Raw genomic sequence first — 19229 nt, 5'->3', positions numbered from 1 at the left:
CGATTGTTGTATGTGGGGATGACCCGGGCGAAGCAGCAGTTGTTGTTGACGGGGAGTGGGCGGAATTGGTTCGTGGGAGGGGATTGGATTGGATTGAGTGAATGGGGGAGATTTGTTTTCAATGACTATAAATATACAAAAATTTTAGATTAATTTTTAATTTAAAGGTTTGATATGTCTAACGAAATGAAAAGAAAGTCTGCAATGGTACTTCATGAAATTGAAGAGGCATTGGGTTGTTTTGTTTTAAATAATGGAAATGTGGACAATGTCAACTTGGATAGGCTAGAGAATATTCATAAAAGAGAGTTGGATAAAGGTCGTGAGTTTAATAAAAGCTCAATAAAGGATGTTGTTGAGGCAACATATCTTGATGAGCTTTTTGGGTTCGTCATGGATATAACAAGAGATTCCAGTGTCGAAGGTTCTGTGAATTATTTATATTCGCTTTTTCACCATCTGGATGTTTATGAAGTAAGAAATGCAATCTCTCATCCGAATAGGCCCTTCTGGGATTGCTACTGGTATCGAGTTGCTTCTATTGCAAGTGATCCAGTGAATGAAGTGTTGGGGCTAGATGGCATAAAAGAAGCTCTGGCAGCAGCGGAGTCAGGAAAGATATCTGATCCTCCCGAGGAATGGGTTAATAAAATAATATGGCAAATACCAAATAATCTTCCGGACATATTCGATCATGGGCTTACAGGGCTTATAGGGCGTTCAAAAGAGTTGTCAGAGCTAAAGAAGTTTATATCAAATAGGCGTGTCAATACGATTGCTCTTGTGGCTCCTGGTGGAGCTGGAAAGACGGCCCTTGCGTTGGACTTGCTGAATAGTATTGTTTCATCCCCGAAATTTACTAAATATGTTGATGCTGTTGTCTATTGCAGTATGAAAACTGAAAAGCTCACATCCGAAGGGGTGATCTCACTGGATGCTGCAGAAACAATTGATGAGCTTAAAGTAAATATTCTTGAGTCAATCAATGAAATATTTGATGAATGTTATTCTGATATTGAGTCTGCAATACAAGCCAAAGAAGATTTAAATGTTCTTTTGTGTGTTGATAATTTGGAAACTCTTCTAAGGGATAATCATGATGCGTTTGAAGAGCTAAACTTCTCACTTCCTTCGAACTGGAAGGTCCTTGTTACTAGCCGTGTCGCAATATCAAATTCTACAATTATGAGTTTGGAGTCATTGAAAGAAAAGTCAGCGGTTCACCTTGCCAGAACGTATATTTCAAAGAGGGGGGGGGCGGACTTGGAGAATGAGGAGTATATAAAGCTGACAAAGAGCTGCTTTTATAATCCTCTAGCAATTCGTCTGACTCTTGATTTGGTCTTGGTAGGGAAGGATGTTCCTAGCTCGCTGAATGTTGCCAATAAGGAGATTGCGGAGTTTTCATATAATAATTTGATCGATGCGCTTACTGTGTCGGCGATTGAAATAATGGAGGCAGTTTTTGTTGAGGGTAGTTCGTCAAGGCTGTCCTTGTGTGAGCTTTTGGATAAAACGCTTGATGAAATATCATCAGCAATAGGCGAGCTATCAAAAACAAGTCTTATAATTAGAGGGTCTTCGGATCAAGGTGAGGTTTATACGCTTAGTGACTCTGTAAAAGATTTGCTTATTATTTCTCCAAGAAACATTGATGTAAGAAATTCAGTACAAGATAAGATTCACAAGCGCCGTGTTCTTTCCAAAGAAATTGACATTAAGCAAGCTGATAAAGAACTGCCAAAGTGGCACCCAGATTATGTCCCCAGTGAGACTGCAGAGAATCTAAAAATTTTGGTTTCTGAAGTTTGTGGATCCCTGCATAAAGCCAAAAAAAGCACAGATTTAGCTGTTTCATTATTTAGGAAACTTAAAGATTCTAGCTTTATTTATGATAAGGAATATCTCTACCATAAAAGTTTTGCTAGAGTTCTTGAGATATTGAAAGATTACAATGCTGCGGAAAAGCATTATAAAGAATCGATAGATATTAACCCGGAGGATCCCTCGTCCAAGTATCTTCTGGCGAGGCTATGTCATGCTACGAAACGTTATTCTGATGCTTATGATATTTACTTGGAGCTTGAACGTGACGGCTGGATAGATCTAGAGCAAGAAAACGTCAGTTTCGGTAAGAGTATATATAATGGAATGTTTTTGGCTCTATTATATGACGGCCGTCATGATGATGCTCTAGAGAAAACAAAAAAATGGAAAGAATCAGGCGTTTATCGAGGGGTTCTTGGCACTTATAGGGCGAGCGCGTGGAAGAGGAAAATGGAAAACGCGGTTGATAGTGACCCTGAGTTGGCTGCTGAATGTTTGGTGAAGTCATCAAGGATACTCTCAGATGTTTTTAGAAGTGAGGGATACTTCAGAGTTGTTAATAAACAAGCCGTTAAGATCTTTGAGGAGATTGAGTTTTGCTTTTCTAGATCGTATTTTTCTGCAAGGTTTCCTAATCAGGGAATCGAGCTTTTATCTTTTATTGCCAACAACTTAGTTGATGTTGCTAGAGACGAAAAAAATCTACGATTAAATGTTTTTGTCGATAAGTTAAGAAATGTAGAAATAAAAGATAATCCTTTTCAAGGCCACAATTGGAAAGCATTTTCGTGTTCAAATGATGATTTCTTCCACGATGATTCAGATGCTGTTCCTGTTGGTCTTGTCGGAGTGAAAATTACAAATAGGCCAAAAGAAAAAGCGAGTTATATGTTTGCAAAAGACTCGAATGGGAATGATTATTTTTTGCATTATAATAATTTCAAGGATGGCAACTGGCGCGTGTGGTGTCATATTTCTATCGGTGACTCGTTAAATGTTGTTGCTGATGCGACAGCAGACACTACAGGGAAGGCAACGAATGCTAAAGAAATCTACATGTCTACTTAATGCAACATAAATGGAGAGTGAGGGTCAGATACCCTCTTGAAGTGTCCACTCCCCCTAAACTGAGACAGACGCTGATTAGCGTTTTCTGGGAATATCACCTCTCAGGAGACGACAATGAAGAGATCACGCTTTACTGAAACCCAGATCGTATCGATCTTCAAAGAGGTCGATCTGAGCCTGAAAACGCCGCTCGGAAGCATCTATTGGCACAAGGTTGGGGACAGCCATCAACTAGCAGATCCATTGGCGGTTTTTCCTGATCTGGATCAACGTACGTGACCTGAAACAAGGACAGACTCCGAAATAAGCATTCAAAAAGGAGGCTGCCATGAAAACCAATGTGGGTAATACAGACCGTCTTTTCCGGTTAGTGTTGGGTGTGGTTATTATTGCTCTGGGCGTTGTATTCCAGAGCTGGTGGGGGGCTATCGGCATTATCCCGCTGTTGACCGCTACCATGCGTTGGTGCCCGGCTTATTTACCGTTTGGCATTTCCACCTGCAAGACACCCAAAGTCTAGGCGTGAGGAACGGATAAACAGGAATAGGGCACCTATCCGTTCAGCCATTGTAGGCCTTGGTTCTCACTGACTGGGCGTGCAGCGGTTCGCCGTAGGCTGGTGTGCTATCACGTGGCGAAATCCGCCAGCGATGTTTAGCCTGGGCAACCGTTTCTCCCTGTTCATCAACGATATGGGTTTCTTCCCGAACCTTGTGGCTGCTTGAGCAATCTTGCTGATGCAGGATCGTTTTTGTACCCAACAGGCTGCGCCCTTCTTCTGGTATTCGATATCCATGCCGGTAACGCTCTAGCACCCATTATCCGATGTGCCCATCTTCGCATACAGGTACGGACAGCGGCCTTGAGGGATAGCCTTACCGCCAGCGCCCCAATCGCAGGGTTGTGGGGCTTGGCAACCGGTCCCGAATCGTAGATCGGGTAATTTCGCCACTATCAACTTAGGAGCCGAGCGATGAAGAGAGAAGTAATAATCGCGTTAGCGATAGCGACCACATTACCAATGCTTGCTAGCGCAAAGGAGGTTAGCGCTGGCGCACACGGCGCTGTAGCGGATAGCGTTATATCTAGACAAAGAGAAATGCTTGCAGAAAACACAAAGGGAAAAGGGTTCGGGCCACAATCTCCACGTGATATTGATGCGACAGCAGGGAACAATTCACGGGTATTTACTGCTGCTCCTGCACCTACAGAAATGAATCTCTGTAATATCCATTTCCATAAAAATGCTGAGCATAAAGGGGGTGAGTTTACTCAATATGCCGGTAATGGAGATGGCCACGGTTTCCACAGCGGTTACAAATATTCAGGTAAGTTGAGTGCTTCTGAGCTTAAACCCGTCGGTCATGATATCTGCCCTAGCATGCATGGGGGGTTAGCCGCTGGTGATACTATTGAAGTTCACTATGTGCTTTCAACGGATCAAGCCGAACCAGGCCCAACGTTAGCTTCATGCCTAACGGATGCGATCAATAACCCTCAGCTGCGCGTGGAAGCACAGGTTTATGTTTTGGTTAATGATAAACAGGCTCTTGATTTCGAGAGACTAGCGCAATATAGAAGAAACAATGGTTTGTATCAGGCAACGAATATTCCAAGCAATACGGGCACACCTGTTCAGTATGCTGGTTCAACTACAGGCCCTGGTTACAATGAAAAAGGATCACCGTTTCAGGTTTCATGGAGTGTGCATCCACATGTTGCCAAAGTGAATATCGAGAGCGTTGGCAAATGGTGTAAAGGGAATGTTTTTAATGAAGATCATGCTCATGGAGTAAGAAACCTCATTACCAACCTGGATCTTCTTTCAAACATAACAACAGGCACTCTTTAATTGGCCGATGCTCTATGGTGCGGGTGGGCAGGAGTGAATATGCCCCCCCCCCCCCCGATTAGCCGTTACCGTATGAATTTGAGGGTTGTAAGGCTACAAAGGGTCGGTGGTTCCTGTGTTGTAATGCCCAGGCAAGCTTTGCTTATTCACCTGCAATAGCAATCGGCAATACCCTCAAGGCGGGGTGCTAGAGGTAAAGCCTGCTCACAGCGTAGGGGGCTGAAGTGCCGTTTAACTTATGAGCCGTTCTCTTCCACGCGACGAAAAGACGATGAGGAAGAGAAGTTGGTGGCGTTGAGGTTTTCCACAATTTTATGGAGTTTGTGGCGCTGGCGTAACGATACCAGTTGCTTGGTGTCCCACGAGGTCGGGCTTAGAGCAAATTGGTTGGCGTTGTAGGCTAGGTCGAAGCCACGCTCCGCACCAATCGGTTTGTTCTCTGGCCCATAGATGCCGATAAGGCGCAATTTGATATGGTTGAACTCCAGGTCTCCCTTAGGCATGTGCCCGTCCATTTCGATGCCTTCATCTCTGGCCAAACGCTGGACCAGTTCACTGAACGTGCCTATATGCGAAAAACCGCCGGGTTTGACGGGGCCTTGCCGGGTGTTTTCTGTCACCTCCATTACACCGGATGATGACCCTGAGCGGTGAGTGCGCTTTTCTGGATCTTCGTCGCCTTGGTTATATTCCTGCTCGAAGTCTGTTACATCCATGGTGATGACGCCTTGTGAGGTGTGCAGTTCGGCGATGATGTATTGAATGAAAACGGATTCGGCGCTCATGTTGCTAATTAGGCAGAGCGCATTGATATCTTTGTTGCGCCCGCGATTAATAATTAAACGTGGGCTACGTTGCCGCCGGAATCCTAGATAAAGCAGCTGTGCATACACCAACCAAATAAGCACCGAGCTGAAGCTGGCGATAACCGATAGGCTTTTTTGATGTTCTGCAATCCAGCTAAGCATGCATTTATCCTCCAGGGGGCAGGTTAATAACGCTTTACCGTTTTGCGCTTTACGGTGATCAGAATTTCATACTGTACCGGAGGCAATGGTGGGAGTGCGAGAGGCAGGGTTTGCGGTGGGTCTAAGAATAACAATGGGTTTGTTAAATAAAGAAAAACCCCGGCGGGTAAGCCAGGGTTTTTTGTTTCCAGCCCTGCCCTTGTGAGGCGGGGCCGGAAATAGGGTGCCGGGCCTGAGCGCCGAAGTGTCTCCGGCGTCAGGTTTTGGGCATCAGGTGTTGGTTAAACCCGTTCAATAATGGTAGCGATACCCTGACCCAGGCCGATACACATGGTGGCAAGACCGATTTGGCCGTCTTTCCATTCCATGACGTTCAGCAGGGTGCCGGTGATACGCGCACCGGAGCAACCCAGCGGGTGGCCCAGGGCGATAGCGCCGCCGTTCAGGTTTACTTTCTCTTCCATTTTGTCCAGCAGCTTCAGGTCCTTGGCCACCGGCAGGGACTGTGCAGCGAACGCTTCGTTCAGCTCTACATAGTCGATGTCGTCGATGGTTAGGCCTGCACGTGCCAGCGCTTTCTGGGTGGCCGGTACAGGGCCGTAACCCATGATGGCGGCGTCGCAACCGGCTACGGCCATGGAGCGGATTTTGGCACGGGGCTTCAGGCCCAGGGCTTGGGCACGCTCGGCGCTCATGACCAGCATGGCGGAGGCACCGTCAGACAGGGCAGATGAAGTACCGGCAGTCACGGTACCGTTGGCCGGATCGAATACCGGACGCAGTTTCTGCATGTCTTCGATGCTGGCACCCGGGCGGATCACTTCGTCGATTTCGCACAGCACTTTGTGGCCGTTCTGATCGTGACCTTCGATGGGTACGATTTCGTTGTCCCAACGGCCTTGCTGGGTGGCTTCCCACGCCAGCTTGTGTGAACGAACGCCGAAGGCGTCTTGTTGTTCACGGGTGATGCCGTGCATCTTGCCCAGCATTTCCGCGGTCAGGCCCATCATGTTGGACGCCTTGGCGGTCACTTTGGACATTTCCGGGTTCAGGTCGATGCCGTGATCCATGGCCACGTGGCCCATGTGCTCTACACCACCGATAACAAAGACATCGCCGTTGCCGGTCATGATGCTTTGTGAAGCGCTGTGCAGTGCCTGCATGGAAGAACCACACAGACGATTCACGGTTTGTGCTGCGCTGGTGCGCGGCAGGCCGGCCAGCATGGAGATGTTCCGGGCGATGTTCATGCCCTGTTCTTTGGTCTGGTTTACACAGCCCCAAATCACGTCTTCAGTGAGCTGGATGTCCCAGTTCGGGTTACGGGCCATCAGCGCCTGGATCAGCTGAGCTGACAGCTTTTCGGCACGCACGTGACGGAACTGGCCATTACGGCTCTTGCCCATGGGGGTACGGACCGCATCGACGATAACAACGTCTTTTGGATTCAAACTCATTTCATTACTCCTGCTTGTCCGTGGCTTAGGCGAAGAAAGACTCGCCCTTGGCGGCCATGTCTTTGAGCATCTGCGGTGCTTCGTAGATGCCACCCAGGTGCGCGTACTTGTCACACAGCGCGACGAATTCTTTAACGCCAACACTGTCGATGTAACGCAGCGGACCGCCACGGAAGGGAGGGAAGCCGATGCCGTAGATCATGGCCATGTCGGCCTCGGCAGCGGAACCTACGATGTTGTCTTCCAGGCAGCGAACGGTTTCGGTGCACATGGGGATCATCATGCGGGCGATGATTTCTTCCGCATCGAATTCCTTGCTGTCAGCCACGTGCTGCTTGATGAGTTCGTAGGTGGACTCGTCGACAACCTTTTTGGTTTTGCCTTTCTTGTCCAGCTCGTACTTGTAGAAACCGACGCCGTTTTTCTGGCCGTAACGATCGTTTTCGAACATCACAGTGGACGCATCTTTGAAGTCGTACTGCATGCGCTCGGGGTAGCCTTCAGCCATTACCTCAGCCGCGTGAACACCGGTGTCGATGCCAACCACGTCCATCAGGTACGCCGGGCCCATAGGCCAGCCGAACTTCTGCATCACTTTGTCGACCGCCTGGAAGTCGGCACCGTCGCGCATCAGCATGCCGAAGCCGCCGAAGTAGGGGAACAGTACACGGTTAACCAGGAAGCCGGGGCAGTCGTTAACCACGATGGGGGTTTTGCCCATTTTCTGAGCGTAGGCCACCAGGGTGCCAACGGTTTCGTCGGAGGTCTTTTCGCCACGGATTACTTCCACCAGCGGCATCATGTGTACCGGGTTGAAGAAGTGCATGCCGGCGAAGTCTTGCGGACGCTTTAGGGCTTCAGCCAGTTTGGTGATGGAAATGGTGGAGGTGTTGGAGGCCAGCACGGTGCCCTCGGTTACCTTATCTTCCACTTCCGCCAATACGGACTGCTTGACCTTCTGGTTCTCAACTACCGCCTCAACCACCACGTTCACGTTGGCGAAGTCGCCGTAGTTCAGGGTCGGACGGATAGAGGACAAAACCTGCGCCATTTTGGCGGGCTTCATTTTCTTGCGATCAACACGCTTGGTCAGCAGTTTGCTGGCTTCGCTCATGCCCAGGTCCAGCGCTTTGTCGGCGATGTCCTTCATGATGATCGGCGTGCCTTTAGAGGCAGACTGGAAGGCGATACCGCCGCCCATGATGCCTGCGCCCAGTACGGCGGCCTGATTGATCTCTTTGGAGGCTTTAGCGGTTTTGCCGTTGACCTTTTTCACTTGCTGGTCTGCCAGGAACAGCCCAACCATGCAGGTGGCTTGCGGAGACTTGGCCACTTTGGCGAAGCCTTTGGCTTCCACTTCCTGTGCTTCTTTGCGGTTCATGCCAGCATGCTTTTGCATGGCGTTTACGGCGGCTACCGGGGCCGGGTAGTTCTTGCCTGCCTGGCCCATCACCATGGCGGTGCAAGTCTGGAAGGCCATCATGTTTTCCATGGGTGGCAGTTTCAGCGGCTCCAGTTTCTCGGCACGCTTGGCGCGGAAATCGATTTTGCCGGCTAGGCATTGCTTGACCAGATCGATGGCCGCGTTCTGCAGTTCGTCGTGGGCAACGACCGCGTCGGCTACACCTACGCTCAGCGCTTTGTCCGCTTTGTGCTGACCGCCAGCGGCGATCCACTCAACGGCATTATCTACACCAATGACGCGGGGCAGGCGCACGGTGCCGCCGAAGCCCGGGTACAAGCCCAGTTTTACTTCCGGCAGACCGACCTGAGCTTTTTCGCTCAGTACGCGGAAATCTGCGGCCAGACACAGTTCTAAGCCACCACCCAAGGCGATGCCATTAACGGCCGCCACTTTGGGAATGTCGAGATCTTCAAGGGCGTTGAAGACTTCGTTAGATTTCAGACACCAGCTGGCGATTTCATCTTCCGGCAGTTTGAACATGTCGGTGAATTCGGTGATGTCGGCGCCAACAATGAAAACCCCTTTGCCGGAAGTCACGATTAGGCCTTTGATGTCGCTGTTCGTTTTAACAGCTTCCACAGCCTTACCGAGGTCTTCCACGGTTTCCTGATTGAACTTGTTAACGGACTCGCCCTGAAGGTCAAACTTCAGTTCGGCGATGCCGTCGTCAAGCAGTTGTACGCTTACGGCGTTGCCTTGATAGATCATAGCTTCTGCTCTCCAGTCCCAAAGTACGCGGTTTAAATGACCGCTTTGGTGTGCCCCAGGCCCCGAAATTCGGGGTGGGCGCGTCGTTTATATGGCATTCATGTGAGTGTTTGCTTACATAAGCGACGAAACTCGTAGGCCCGCAAGTATAGGGAAGCGGGATGACTTTTTTAGCCCTAATTTGTGACTATTTAGTCGTGATAGCCATTGGGAGGTGCTGTATGGCGAAAATTTGATCATTTACTCCATGTGTTCGTGCTGTTCGGGCGGTGCCGTGGCAGACTGCAGGGCGGGTGCCGCCTCTGCCCATTGGGGCATTTATAGTACAGGTATTTAGTACAGGCATTGGTGCCCACAAATCATCGCTCGCTCCACGCCTCACCGTGCCGCTGATGGCTGGGGCACCCTGCGAGCATGACGAATATCCAATCTGGCCAGAAATCCGCTACTACCGAGCACGTTCATGCCCATCGACACTCCTCGCTTGCCCAAGATCACCCGTCGCCCGCAGTACACGCCAGATTGGCCAGATGTGCCGCCCATGCTGGCGCGGATTTTGGCCGGGCGGGGGGTCACCGATCCGGCGTTGCTGGATCTGGGACTCAAACGCCTGCCACATCCTGAACGCTTCACAGGGTTGCGTGGGGCTGTGGCGTTGCTTTTACAAGGGCGAACTGAGCAGTGGCGCATTTGTATTGTCGGTGACTACGACGCGGATGGCGCCACCGCTACCACCTTGATGGTGCGTGGCCTGGAGCGGCTGGGCTATGCGCGCCCGGATTTTCTAGTGCCGGACCGGTTTGAGTATGGCTATGGCCTGTCGCCGGCTATTGTTGATCTGGCCAAAGAGCTGTACGACCCGGACCTGATTATCACCGTGGATAACGGTATCGCCAGTGTGGATGGCGTCGCGGCCGCACGGGCCCAAGGCATGCGGGTGTTGATTACCGATCACCACTTGCCCGGCGAAACGCTGCCGGAGGCGGACGCATTGGTGAACCCGCGCCTGCCCGGTTGTGAAGATTTTCCTGCCACCAATTTGGCCGGGGTCGGGGTAGCGTTTTATTTATTAATGGATTTGCAGCGGGCACTGCGCGAGCAGGGCGTTGCCGCCAGCGCGCCAATAACCGACCTGTTGGATCTGGTGGCACTGGGTACGGTGGCGGATGTGGTGGTGTTGGATGACGCCAACCGGGTATTGGTGGAGCAGGGCTTACGGCGGATTCGCGCCGGTAAAGGCTGCCCAGGAATTCGCGCCTTGTTACAGGTGGCCGGGCGTGATCCTAACCGCGTGTTGGCGGCGGACATGGGTTTTGCGGTCGGCCCACGGCTGAATGCTGCGGGGCGGCTCACCGACATGACTCAAGGCATCGCCTGTCTGTTGGCACAAACCGATGCCGAGGCCACCGAGATGGCCCAGGATTTGGACACCATCAACCGTGAGCGTCGCTCCATTGAGCATGGTATGCGTGATGCGGCCATGGAAGAGGTGGCCCGTCTGGATGCGGATAACCTGCCCGCAGGCCTGTGCCTGTATGGAAAGGAGTGGCACGAAGGGGTGGTGGGCATTCTTGCCTCGCGGGTGAAAGAAGCCATTCACCGGCCGGTGATTGCTTTTGCCCCGGCGCAGCAACGTGGGCAACTCAAGGGTTCGGGCCGTTCGATTCCCGGTTTGCACCTGCGCGATGCGTTGGATGCGGTGGCCACGGCTAACCCGGGCTTGCTGAGTAAATTTGGTGGCCACGCCATGGCGGCGGGGTTGTCGCTGGAGCTGGACAAGCTGGAAGACTTCAAAGCCGCGTTTGAAAAAGCGGTGGGGGAGCTGCTGTCGCCGAAAGCGCTGGAGCGCATTGTAGAAACCGATGGCGAGCTGGACGATCACGAGCTGTCGTTGACCAATGCAGAACTACTCAGCCACCGCTTTCCTTGGGGCCAAGGTTTCCCTGCGCCCAGTTTCGATGGCGAATTCGAAGTGCTCAAGCACCGCATTGTTGGCGAGCGCCACCTAAAATTGACCCTCGGCCTGCCAGGGATCAGTGGGGTGATTGATGCTATTCATTTCAATGTGGCCGTGGAAGCGTTGCCCAGCCGCATTAGCAAGGTGCGTGGGGTTTACCGGTTGGAGGTCAATGAGTTCCGGGGGCAGCGTAATCCTCAGTTGCTGTTCGAGCATTTGATCCCGCTTTGATCGCCCCGATGGGGTGGGAATGTCGAATTACGGCTACGCCTAAGCTGACCTACTAAAACCAGACTCCCCCCGTGGTTTTTAGGTTGAATTAGCCTGAAAGGCGTAATCCAACATTGGGCCCACAAATCGAAACCGCATCATGCTGCGACCCCCTCAGGGCCTCCCCTGTCGTCTCCCGGCTAAATTGTCGACAATGGCTGTCGGGGCGCGTGGTTTTTGCTAGGATTGCCCATTGCGCTCAATACTGGGTGCCCTTATTTCTTTGGTGTGCGGCCCAAAAGGCCGTGCTACAACGACTTTGTGGCGTGGCTATCGCTACCGCTGTGGTGTGTCCTTAACGGAGGGGCTCAAATGAAAACGATTCACAAGCATCGGCTTAATATCAACACTGACGTGCAGGACATCCGTCTGCCGCAAGAAGGAAAGGTACTGCGGGTGGATTACGTTCCGCAGGAAGCCGTGATTTTCATGTGGGTGGAAGTGGACGCGGATACGGTGATAGACACGCCGAAAGAAGTTCGTCGCTTCAAGGTATTCAACACCGGTTCTGGCATTCCGAAAAACGCCAGCTACATTGGCACGACCATCGATAATATGAAACCGGCGGCGTACCACGTTTACGAGCTGAAAGATTGATCGGTATTGCCGCAGCAAGCACTGAATAACGTCGCGACTGGTGCAATAAAAGGCTGACTAAAAAGCCTGTTCATCACCGCGCGCGCAGAGTACACAGAGAAGTGCACAAAGAGAGCCTCCTTTTCGTAGGCGATTACTGTGTACTTTGTGGTAAATCTGTCTTCGTTGGGGGTTGCGTTATCCAGCCTTAGCGCGTGGCCAGGGGGGAGGTTGCTCGCCCCTCGTCAGTTCCCCCGCAAACCGTTAAACTTCGCCGTTTGCCGAGCACCAATCCGGCTTGGCGCCTATTTCTGCAATTTCAGAGAGACGTAATGGAAGTCAATCCGCTGCGAACCCACCTTTCCGACCTCGCCGAGCGTGTCGAAGCGCTCAGGGGGTATCTTTGACTACGTTCAAAAGAGTGAACGCCTGACTGAAGTCGAGCGCGAGCTCGAAAGCCCCGATGTCTGGAATGATCCGCCCTATGCTCAGGCATTGGGTAAGGAGCGCTCTCAGTTGGAGGGGGTGGTGAAAACCATCGACGACGCTAGCCAGGGCTTGGAGGACACCTCCGCCTTGTTGGACCTGGTGGTGGAAGAGGGCGACGAAGATACTCTCTCAGAAGTGGAAAGCGATCTGCGAGATCTGGAAAAGATGGTGGCGGATCTGGAATTTCGTCGCATGTTCTCCGGCCAGATGGACCCCTGCAGTGCCTACTTGGATATTCAATCCGGTTCCGGTGGCACCGAGGCCCAAGATTGGGCAGAGATGATGTTACGCATGTACCTGCGTTGGGGCGAAGCCCACGGTTTTAAAACAGAGCTGGTGGAAGCTTCCGCCGGTGATGTGGCGGGTATCAAATCTGCCACAGTGCGCTTTGAAGGTGATTATGCTTACGGCTGGTTGCGCACTGAAACCGGCGTGCATCGGCTAGTGCGTAAAAGCCCTTTCGATTCTGGTGGCCGCCGCCATACCTCATTCAGTTCCGTGTTTGTGTCTCCTGAGGTAGATGACGACATCGATATTGAAATCGATTTGGGCAATATGCGGGTGGATACTTACCGGGCGTCCGGCGCGGGTGGTCAGCACGTTAACCGGACCGATTCTGCGGTGCGCCTGACCTATCTCTTTAAGGATGATGGGGGCACTGAGCATACCGTAGTCACCCAGTGCCAGAGCGAGCGAAGCCAGCACCAGAACAAAGACAAGGCCATGAAGATGATGCAGGCTAAGGTCTATGAGCTGGAAATGCAGCGGCGTAATGCCGAGAAGCAAGCCTTGGAAAACAGCAAGGCTGACATCGGTTGGGGCAGCCAAATTCGCTCTTATGTTCTCGATGATGCGCGCATTAAAGATTTGCGCACAGGGGTGGAAAACCGTAATACCCAGGCGGTACTGGATGGTGCCCTGGATCCCTTTATTGAAGCGTCCCTAAAAGCGGGATTGTGATTGATACGCTGGGTGCCTGACGCTTGCCGCTTGACGCTAACTCCAAAGCGTCAGGCGTTAAGCCTGCGGCGCCTGGCGCTTTACCGGAAGCACTGAGTTATGAGCCAAGACAACACCACACAGAATGTCGACGCCTCGCAGCAGGCCGCTGCTGAAAACCGTCTGATTGCAGAACGTCGTGCCAAGTTGGCCGAGTTACGCGAAGGCGGTAACCCGTTTCCCAATCATTTTCGTAGGGATTCCCTTGCCGCCGATTTGCAGGCGCAGTATGGCGAATTCACCAAGGAAGAGCTGGAAGAGAAAAATATTCAGGTGGCGGTAGCCGGCCGTATGATGCTGGATCGCAAAGCCTTTAAGGTGCTACAGGACATGTCCGGGCGCATTCAGATTTTCGCGCCCAAGGACGAAACCCGCGATGTGCGTAAAGAAACCAAGAGCTGGGATCTGGGCGACATCATTGGGGTGCGTGGCACGCTGTGCAAATCCGGTAAGGGCGACCTGTATGTGATGATGGATGAGTATTTTTTGCTCACCAAATCCCTGCGCCCGCTGCCCGAAAAGCATAAGGGGCTCACTGATACCGAAGCCAGGTACCGCCAGCGTTATGTGGACTTGATCGTTAACGAGGACACTCGAAAGACGTTCCAGATCCGCGCCAAAATTGTGGCCGGGATTCGCAACTTTCTGGTACAAAAAGATTTCGTGGAAGCGGAAACACCCATGCTGCAGGTGATTCCAGGCGGCGCGACTGCACGTCCGTTTATTACTCACCACAATAGCTTAGACATGGACATGTACTTGCGCATTGCGCCGGAACTGTACTTGAAGCGGTTGGTGGTCGGCGGTTTCGAAAAAGTGTTCGAGATTAACCGTAACTTCCGCAATGAAGGGCTCTCGACCCGGCATAACCCGGAATTCACCATGCTGGAATTTTACCAAGCGTTTGGTGATTACCACGACCTGATGAACCTGACCGAAGAAATGCTGCGCACCTTGGCCGAGACGGTGTTGGGCAGCACGGATGTGGCTTACCAGGGCGATGTGTTTGATTTTGGCAAACCTTTTACCCGCATGACGGTGTTCGATTCCATTTTGCATTTTAATCCTGATATTGATGCCGCCAAATTGGCAGATATTGAGGGCGCTCGAGAGATCGCCACCGGCTTGGGGATTCCGCTTAAAGACGGTTACGGCTTGGGTAAGGTGCAGATCGAGATTTTTGAGAAGACGGTGGAACACCGCCTGAAAGATCCCACCTTTATTACCGAGTATCCCACCGAGGTTTCGCCGCTGGCGCGTCGCATGGACGATAACCCCTTTGTGACAGAGCGGTTTGAATTTTTTGTGGGTGGTCGTGAAATTGCCAACGGCTTCTCCGAGTTGAATGATGCGGAAGACCAAGCCGAGCGTTTCCGTCAGCAGGTGGAAGAAAAAGCCGCAGGTGACGACGAAGCCATGTTCTACGATGAAGATTATGTGGTCGCGCTTGAGCATGGCCTGCCACCGACCGCTGGTGAGGGCATCGGCATCGATCGTCTGGTAATGTTGTTTACCGATGCACCGTCCATTCGTGACGTTATTCTGTTTCCGCATATGCGGCCCCAGGGCCGGTAAGAACGGTATTTTCGGGCGTCATTTTTGCCCGTTGTGTTGCAGGAGCGTCGCAGGGAGAGTGATACAATTTAGGGTGTGATAACACAGGCTGGCTGTATCCATGACAACTGAAATTCAGTACCAGGGAAGGAAAACCCGCCGAACGGGTAGCGAGCAGCGTCGACAGGCTATTCTTGAGGCCTCGTTGAATATTATTGTGCGCGATGGTATCCGGGCGGTTCGCCACCGTTCGGTTGCCCGTGAAGCGGGCGTTCCGCTTTCTGCGACAACCTATTACTTTAAAGATCTCTCTGATTTGATCGCTGACACCTTCGCATTGTTCGCAGAACGAGCAATAAAGGAGGTGGTTGAACCCTTTAAAGAGCAGGCGTTCGGGTTGATGTCGCAGTTTTCCCGCGACAGCCTGAAAAACCCGCAAGAACGTGGGCGGTTGGTGCAGCTGCTTGCTCAGATGATGGGCGCTTTCATCGTTGATGAGTTGCAAAATCGTCGTGATCATATTGTGGCTGAGCAGGCGTTTATTCAGGAAGCCGTTCTGGATCCGCGGCTGCGGGAAATGGCTGATATGTATTTGGCCCAGCATGTGGAAACCTTGGCCATGGCGTGTGAGCTGTTTGGTTGTAAACACCCCAAGCTGGATGGGGAGTTAATCTTCTCTACCTTCCTGACCATTGAGCAGCGTTTGTTGGTGCACCCGGAAAAAGTCTCCCAGGCGTTTGCGGAGAAACGGATGCACAACTTGATGGAGAAAGTGATCCCCCATGGTTAATGCCTATGCCGTGAACACCCCTGACAGCAAAGTTGTGCCGTTGGAGCCGGGCTGGAAACAGCACCTTGAGGGGGAGTTTCAACGGGACTATATGGCGCAGTTGCGCCATTTTTTAGCGCAACAGAAGCGTGAAGGAAAAACGGTTTTCCCGCCGGGGCCAGATATTTTTAACGCCTTCAACTTGACGCCCTTTGACTGTGTGAAAGTGGTCATCCTGGGACAGGACCCTTACCACGGCCCCAACCAAGCCCATGGTCTGTGTTTTTCCGTTCAGCATGGCGTAAAGACTCCGCCATCACTGATGAATATCTACAAGGAAATTCACCGAGACCTGGGTTTTGATATTCCTACCCATGGCAACTTGACCTATTGGGCAGAGCAGGGTGTTTTGCTGCTTAACGCGGTGCTCACCGTGGAAGCGGGCCAGGCTGGCTCTCACCAGAAGCAAGGGTGGGAAACGTTTACCGATCAGGCCATTGAGCACTTAAACCGCGAACGTGAGGGGTTAGTGTTTTTATTGTGGGGCAGTCATGCTCAGAAAAAAGGCCGCCTGATCGACCGCGAAAAACACTGTGTGCTAAGCGCTCCACATCCGTCTCCACTGTCGGCTTACCGAGGTTTTCTCGGCTGTGGTCACTTTTCCCGTGCCAATCAATATTTGCTCCAGCACGGTGAAACCGCTATTGATTGGTCCGTGCCAGAATAATAAAGGCAAGCCGCCCACTACAAGGCGAATTGGGATCTGCGGCCACAGAACAACTAACGGCGTTGTACCCACGAGTAAGCTGCTTTGTTGGCCGCGGCTCACATCACCAATCTTCCCGTAGCGACCTTTCGGTGTGAACATCGCTTGCCTCACTACCTGCTAGCTTGCAGCGCGGAGTAAGGCATTCATAATCTGCATGGCCTTTTGCCCGTTTCCAGCTTGGAGCTTGCCGCCCACCGCGGTACCATCTTTGCCGAATTGAGACCAAGGAGTTGTTGTGTCTGACTGCGTGTTGTTTTCCGAAATCGAAACCCGTTGCGGCCGTGTTATTGCCCGCGCGACGTTGAATGCCCCCAAATCCCTGAATGCGCTGAGCTTGGAAATGATCACGCTGTTGAGCGAGAAGCTGGATGCTTGGGAGCAGCGTTCCGATATTGTGGCGATCTGGCTGGATGGGGCTGGCGACAAGGCGCTCTGTGCGGGTGGTGATATCGTGCAGATGCATAAATCCATGGTGAAACATGCCGGTGAAGGCCGAAACCCGGTTACCGAAGAGTATTTCGCAGCGGAATATGTGTTGGATTATCGTCTGCATACGAGTGCGATTCCGGTGATCGTCTTTGGTGATGGCATTGTTATGGGCGGTGGCATGGGGCTGCTGCAGAGTGCGGATTTCCGTTTGGTAACGCCACGCTCGCGCATGGCCATGCCGGAAATTACCATCGGCCTGTTCCCCGATGTGGGTGGCAGCTGGTTCCTGAATCGTTTGCCTGGAAGGGTGGGCTTGTTCCTTGGCCTTACTGGGGTTCACATCAACGGTCGTGAAGCTGTGGAAATTGGCATGGCTGATCGCATGGTAGAGGCGGATGCGGACAGCCTGCTGGACGCGCTGGCCGAGCAGAATTATGCGGATACCGAAGCGGAAAATCGCGCGGTGATCTATCGCTTGTTCAAACAGCAGGCGGTGGACATGAGTGATCTGCCGCACCCGTTGATTGACCATATGCCATTAATTAACCGTTTGTGCGATGGCGAGGACATTACCGTTGTCACTGAGCAGCTGCTGAGCGTGAAAGAACGTGACCGTTGGCTGGACAAGGCACTGGGTAACCTTGAGCGAGGTTGCCCGCAAACGGCTCATCTGGTGTGGGAGCAACTGGATCGTTCCACTTATTACGACCTGGCAGAGGTGTTTAGGATGGAGTGGTGCTTGGCGGTGCAATGTTCACTACACGGTGATTTTCGCGAAGGGGTGCGAGCTTTGTTAATCGACAAGGACGGCAAACCCAGCTTCCGGCATCGTGATGTGGCGTCGGTGCCAAAAGAGTACATCGAGGGTTTCTTCCGCTGCCCGGCGCCAAAGCACCCACTGGCGGATTTGGGTAAGGCTTGAGTAGGGGCTAGAAAGACACATAAAAAAAGGCGCTTCGGCGCCTTTTTTTATGTGGAAAGACTTGGGGCTAATTCGGCCTACGGGCGCGTGTGGGCTCCGTGGGGCTTAATCTTTCCAGGGCAAGGTATAGGGTAGAGTGCCGAGCTGGCTGTTGAGCGGCTCAGCGTCTTTGAACAATACACCATCGGTGTTGCGGCGCAGTACCACGAGGGCACTGTGCCCGGCAGGGGTGCGGGCACTGCTGACCACTTCACCGGCGGCTTTGCCGTTGCTGTCGCGTAGCGTTTCACCGGGTGTCAGGTCCATATCGGCGGTGTAATCGACCCGTTGCATGCGTTGCTTGAGCTTGCCCTTGAAGTGCATGCGTGCAACTACTTCCTGGCCTGTGTAGCAGCCTTTCTTAAAGTTCACCCCGGCGGTGACGTCGTAGTTAAGAACCTGAGGCAGGAATAGATCTTCTGCGCCCGGGTAGACCATGCCTTCGCCGGCGTCGATGTCGGCCAGCCGCCAGCCGTTGCCGTTGAGGGCTGTGCGTTCCTGAGCCTGTGCCGCCCATACGGCTTCCGCTTGCTCTGTGTGGGTAATCAGCAGTGCGTGATCGGTGTTGGGGTAGCGTAGCCACAGGCCTTGATCGTTGCGGGTGCTTTGCCCAGGTTCGGGAAGGGCGCCGGGCAATGCGCCTGAAAGCCCCAGAATTACGGCCTGGTTGTCCACTTGAAATTCCACTTTGGCGCGCAGGCGGTATTTCATTAATGATTTGATTACCGCTTCGCTTTGCCCGGCTGGGCAGAGCATCAGGTAGTCGTTACCGTCGCGAACAATGCGTACGCTGACCAGGCCACGGCCTTTCAGGCTCAGATGCATGCCGGTGAGGTGCCCTCCGTTATCCACTTCGCGCAGGTCGCAGGACAGCTGACCTTGCAGGTAATGGCCGGCTTCCTCGCCATGAGCGCGGATAATAGCCAAGTGATCGCAGTGGCTTAATGTGGGGGCGTTATCCGTGGGGGCGTGATCTGCCAGGGGTTGGGCGGCAATAAACTCGGACCAGCTCATGGGGCTCCTGTTATCCTAACGTGTAACGTGGCGTGGGACTCCGGGGGAGTCGAGAAATCATCAGGCATGATAGATAATGCGCGCACAGCCTGAAAGC

General features: G+C 52.4%; 15 protein-coding genes. 11 read left to right on the top strand and 4 right to left on the bottom strand.

Going from position 1 to position 19229, the window contains the following annotated elements:
• Nucleotides 1-174: 174 nt before the first annotated feature.
• The 4 genes from AS19_RS08565 to AS19_RS08555 all read left to right on the top strand — a co-directional run bounded on the left by AS19_RS08565 (nucleotide 175) and on the right by AS19_RS08555 (nucleotide 4747).
• On the top strand, nucleotides 175-2895 hold the full coding sequence (locus tag AS19_RS08565) for an ATP-binding protein (protein ID WP_197540928.1): 2721 nt from the start codon (nucleotides 175-177) through the stop codon (nucleotides 2893-2895).
• 114 nt (nucleotides 2896-3009) lie between these two features.
• Nucleotides 3010-3174: a hypothetical protein gene (locus AS19_RS14095; protein WP_158319817.1), complete on the top strand. Its 165-nt coding sequence runs from the start codon at nucleotides 3010-3012 to the stop codon at nucleotides 3172-3174.
• 49 nt (nucleotides 3175-3223) lie between these two features.
• Nucleotides 3224-3415 carry a DUF2892 domain-containing protein gene (locus AS19_RS08560; RefSeq protein ID WP_011588937.1) on the top strand — a complete coding sequence of 64 codons (192 nt, stop codon included), beginning with the start codon at nucleotides 3224-3226 and terminating at the stop codon, nucleotides 3413-3415.
• 453 nt (nucleotides 3416-3868) lie between these two features.
• Nucleotides 3869-4747, top strand: a complete 879-nt coding sequence (locus tag AS19_RS08555; protein ID WP_046961936.1) for a delta-class carbonic anhydrase — start codon at nucleotides 3869-3871, stop codon at nucleotides 4745-4747.
• Nucleotides 4748-4983: 236 nt separating this feature from the next.
• Here the strand turns inward: AS19_RS08555 and AS19_RS08550 are convergent, their stop codons facing one another.
• From AS19_RS08550 to fadB, 3 genes are all read right to left on the bottom strand, one after another.
• Nucleotides 4984-5715 carry a hypothetical protein gene (locus tag AS19_RS08550; RefSeq protein ID WP_046961935.1) on the bottom strand — a complete coding sequence of 244 codons (732 nt, stop codon included), beginning with the start codon at nucleotides 5713-5715 and terminating at the stop codon, nucleotides 4984-4986.
• Between the two features lie 281 nt (nucleotides 5716-5996).
• Nucleotides 5997-7172 carry an acetyl-CoA C-acyltransferase FadA gene (gene fadA, locus AS19_RS08545; RefSeq protein ID WP_011588934.1) on the bottom strand — a complete coding sequence of 392 codons (1176 nt, stop codon included), beginning with the start codon at nucleotides 7170-7172 and terminating at the stop codon, nucleotides 5997-5999.
• 25 nt (nucleotides 7173-7197) lie between these two features.
• A complete protein-coding gene (fadB, locus tag AS19_RS08540; RefSeq protein WP_046961934.1) occupies nucleotides 7198-9345 on the bottom strand; it encodes a fatty acid oxidation complex subunit alpha FadB in 2148 nt (715 codons plus the stop codon).
• A gap of 463 nt (nucleotides 9346-9808) precedes the next feature.
• Between fadB and recJ the strand changes: the two genes are divergently transcribed.
• The 7 genes from recJ (at nucleotide 9809) to AS19_RS08505 (ending at nucleotide 18079) form a co-directional block, all read left to right on the top strand.
• The gene (gene recJ, locus AS19_RS08535; protein ID WP_011588932.1) at nucleotides 9809-11533 is read left to right on the top strand and encodes a single-stranded-DNA-specific exonuclease RecJ; all 1725 of its coding nucleotides are present in this window, start codon (nucleotides 9809-9811) and stop codon (nucleotides 11531-11533) included.
• Nucleotides 11534-11884: 351 nt separating this feature from the next.
• A complete protein-coding gene (locus AS19_RS08530) occupies nucleotides 11885-12169 on the top strand; it encodes a hypothetical protein (RefSeq protein WP_011588931.1) in 285 nt (94 codons plus the stop codon).
• Nucleotides 12170-12480: 311 nt separating this feature from the next.
• Nucleotides 12481-13597 (top strand): peptide chain release factor 2 gene (prfB, locus tag AS19_RS08525; RefSeq protein WP_101235026.1). Its coding sequence is split into 2 segments (ribosomal slippage): nucleotides 12481-12552 and nucleotides 12554-13597, totalling 1116 coding nucleotides; the frame shifts between segments, so codons are not numbered across the junction.
• Between the two features lie 99 nt (nucleotides 13598-13696).
• On the top strand, nucleotides 13697-15211 hold the full coding sequence (gene lysS, locus AS19_RS08520; RefSeq protein ID WP_011588929.1) for a lysine--tRNA ligase: 1515 nt from the start codon (nucleotides 13697-13699) through the stop codon (nucleotides 15209-15211).
• Between the two features lie 100 nt (nucleotides 15212-15311).
• Entirely contained in the window at nucleotides 15312-15980 is a 669-nt protein-coding gene (locus AS19_RS08515; RefSeq protein ID WP_011588928.1) for a TetR/AcrR family transcriptional regulator, read from the top strand.
• A complete protein-coding gene (gene ung, locus AS19_RS08510; protein ID WP_011588927.1) occupies nucleotides 15973-16686 on the top strand; it encodes a uracil-DNA glycosylase in 714 nt (237 codons plus the stop codon). Before AS19_RS08515 ends, ung begins: the two co-directional genes overlap by 8 nt.
• A gap of 277 nt (nucleotides 16687-16963) precedes the next feature.
• Nucleotides 16964-18079: an enoyl-CoA hydratase/isomerase family protein gene (locus tag AS19_RS08505; RefSeq protein WP_011588926.1), complete on the top strand. Its 1116-nt coding sequence runs from the start codon at nucleotides 16964-16966 to the stop codon at nucleotides 18077-18079.
• 105 nt (nucleotides 18080-18184) lie between these two features.
• On the opposite strand, the gene AS19_RS08500 is transcribed toward AS19_RS08505, so the two are convergent.
• Nucleotides 18185-19132, bottom strand: a complete 948-nt coding sequence (locus tag AS19_RS08500) for a folate-binding protein YgfZ (protein WP_035461145.1) — start codon at nucleotides 19130-19132, stop codon at nucleotides 18185-18187.
• Nucleotides 19133-19229 lie beyond the last annotated feature (97 nt).

Source organism: Alcanivorax sp. NBRC 101098 (assembly GCF_001010505.1).
Classification (GTDB): Bacteria; Pseudomonadota; Gammaproteobacteria; order Pseudomonadales; family Alcanivoracaceae; genus Alcanivorax; species Alcanivorax borkumensis.
This window is presented reverse-complemented; position numbering and strand designations above follow the sequence as displayed.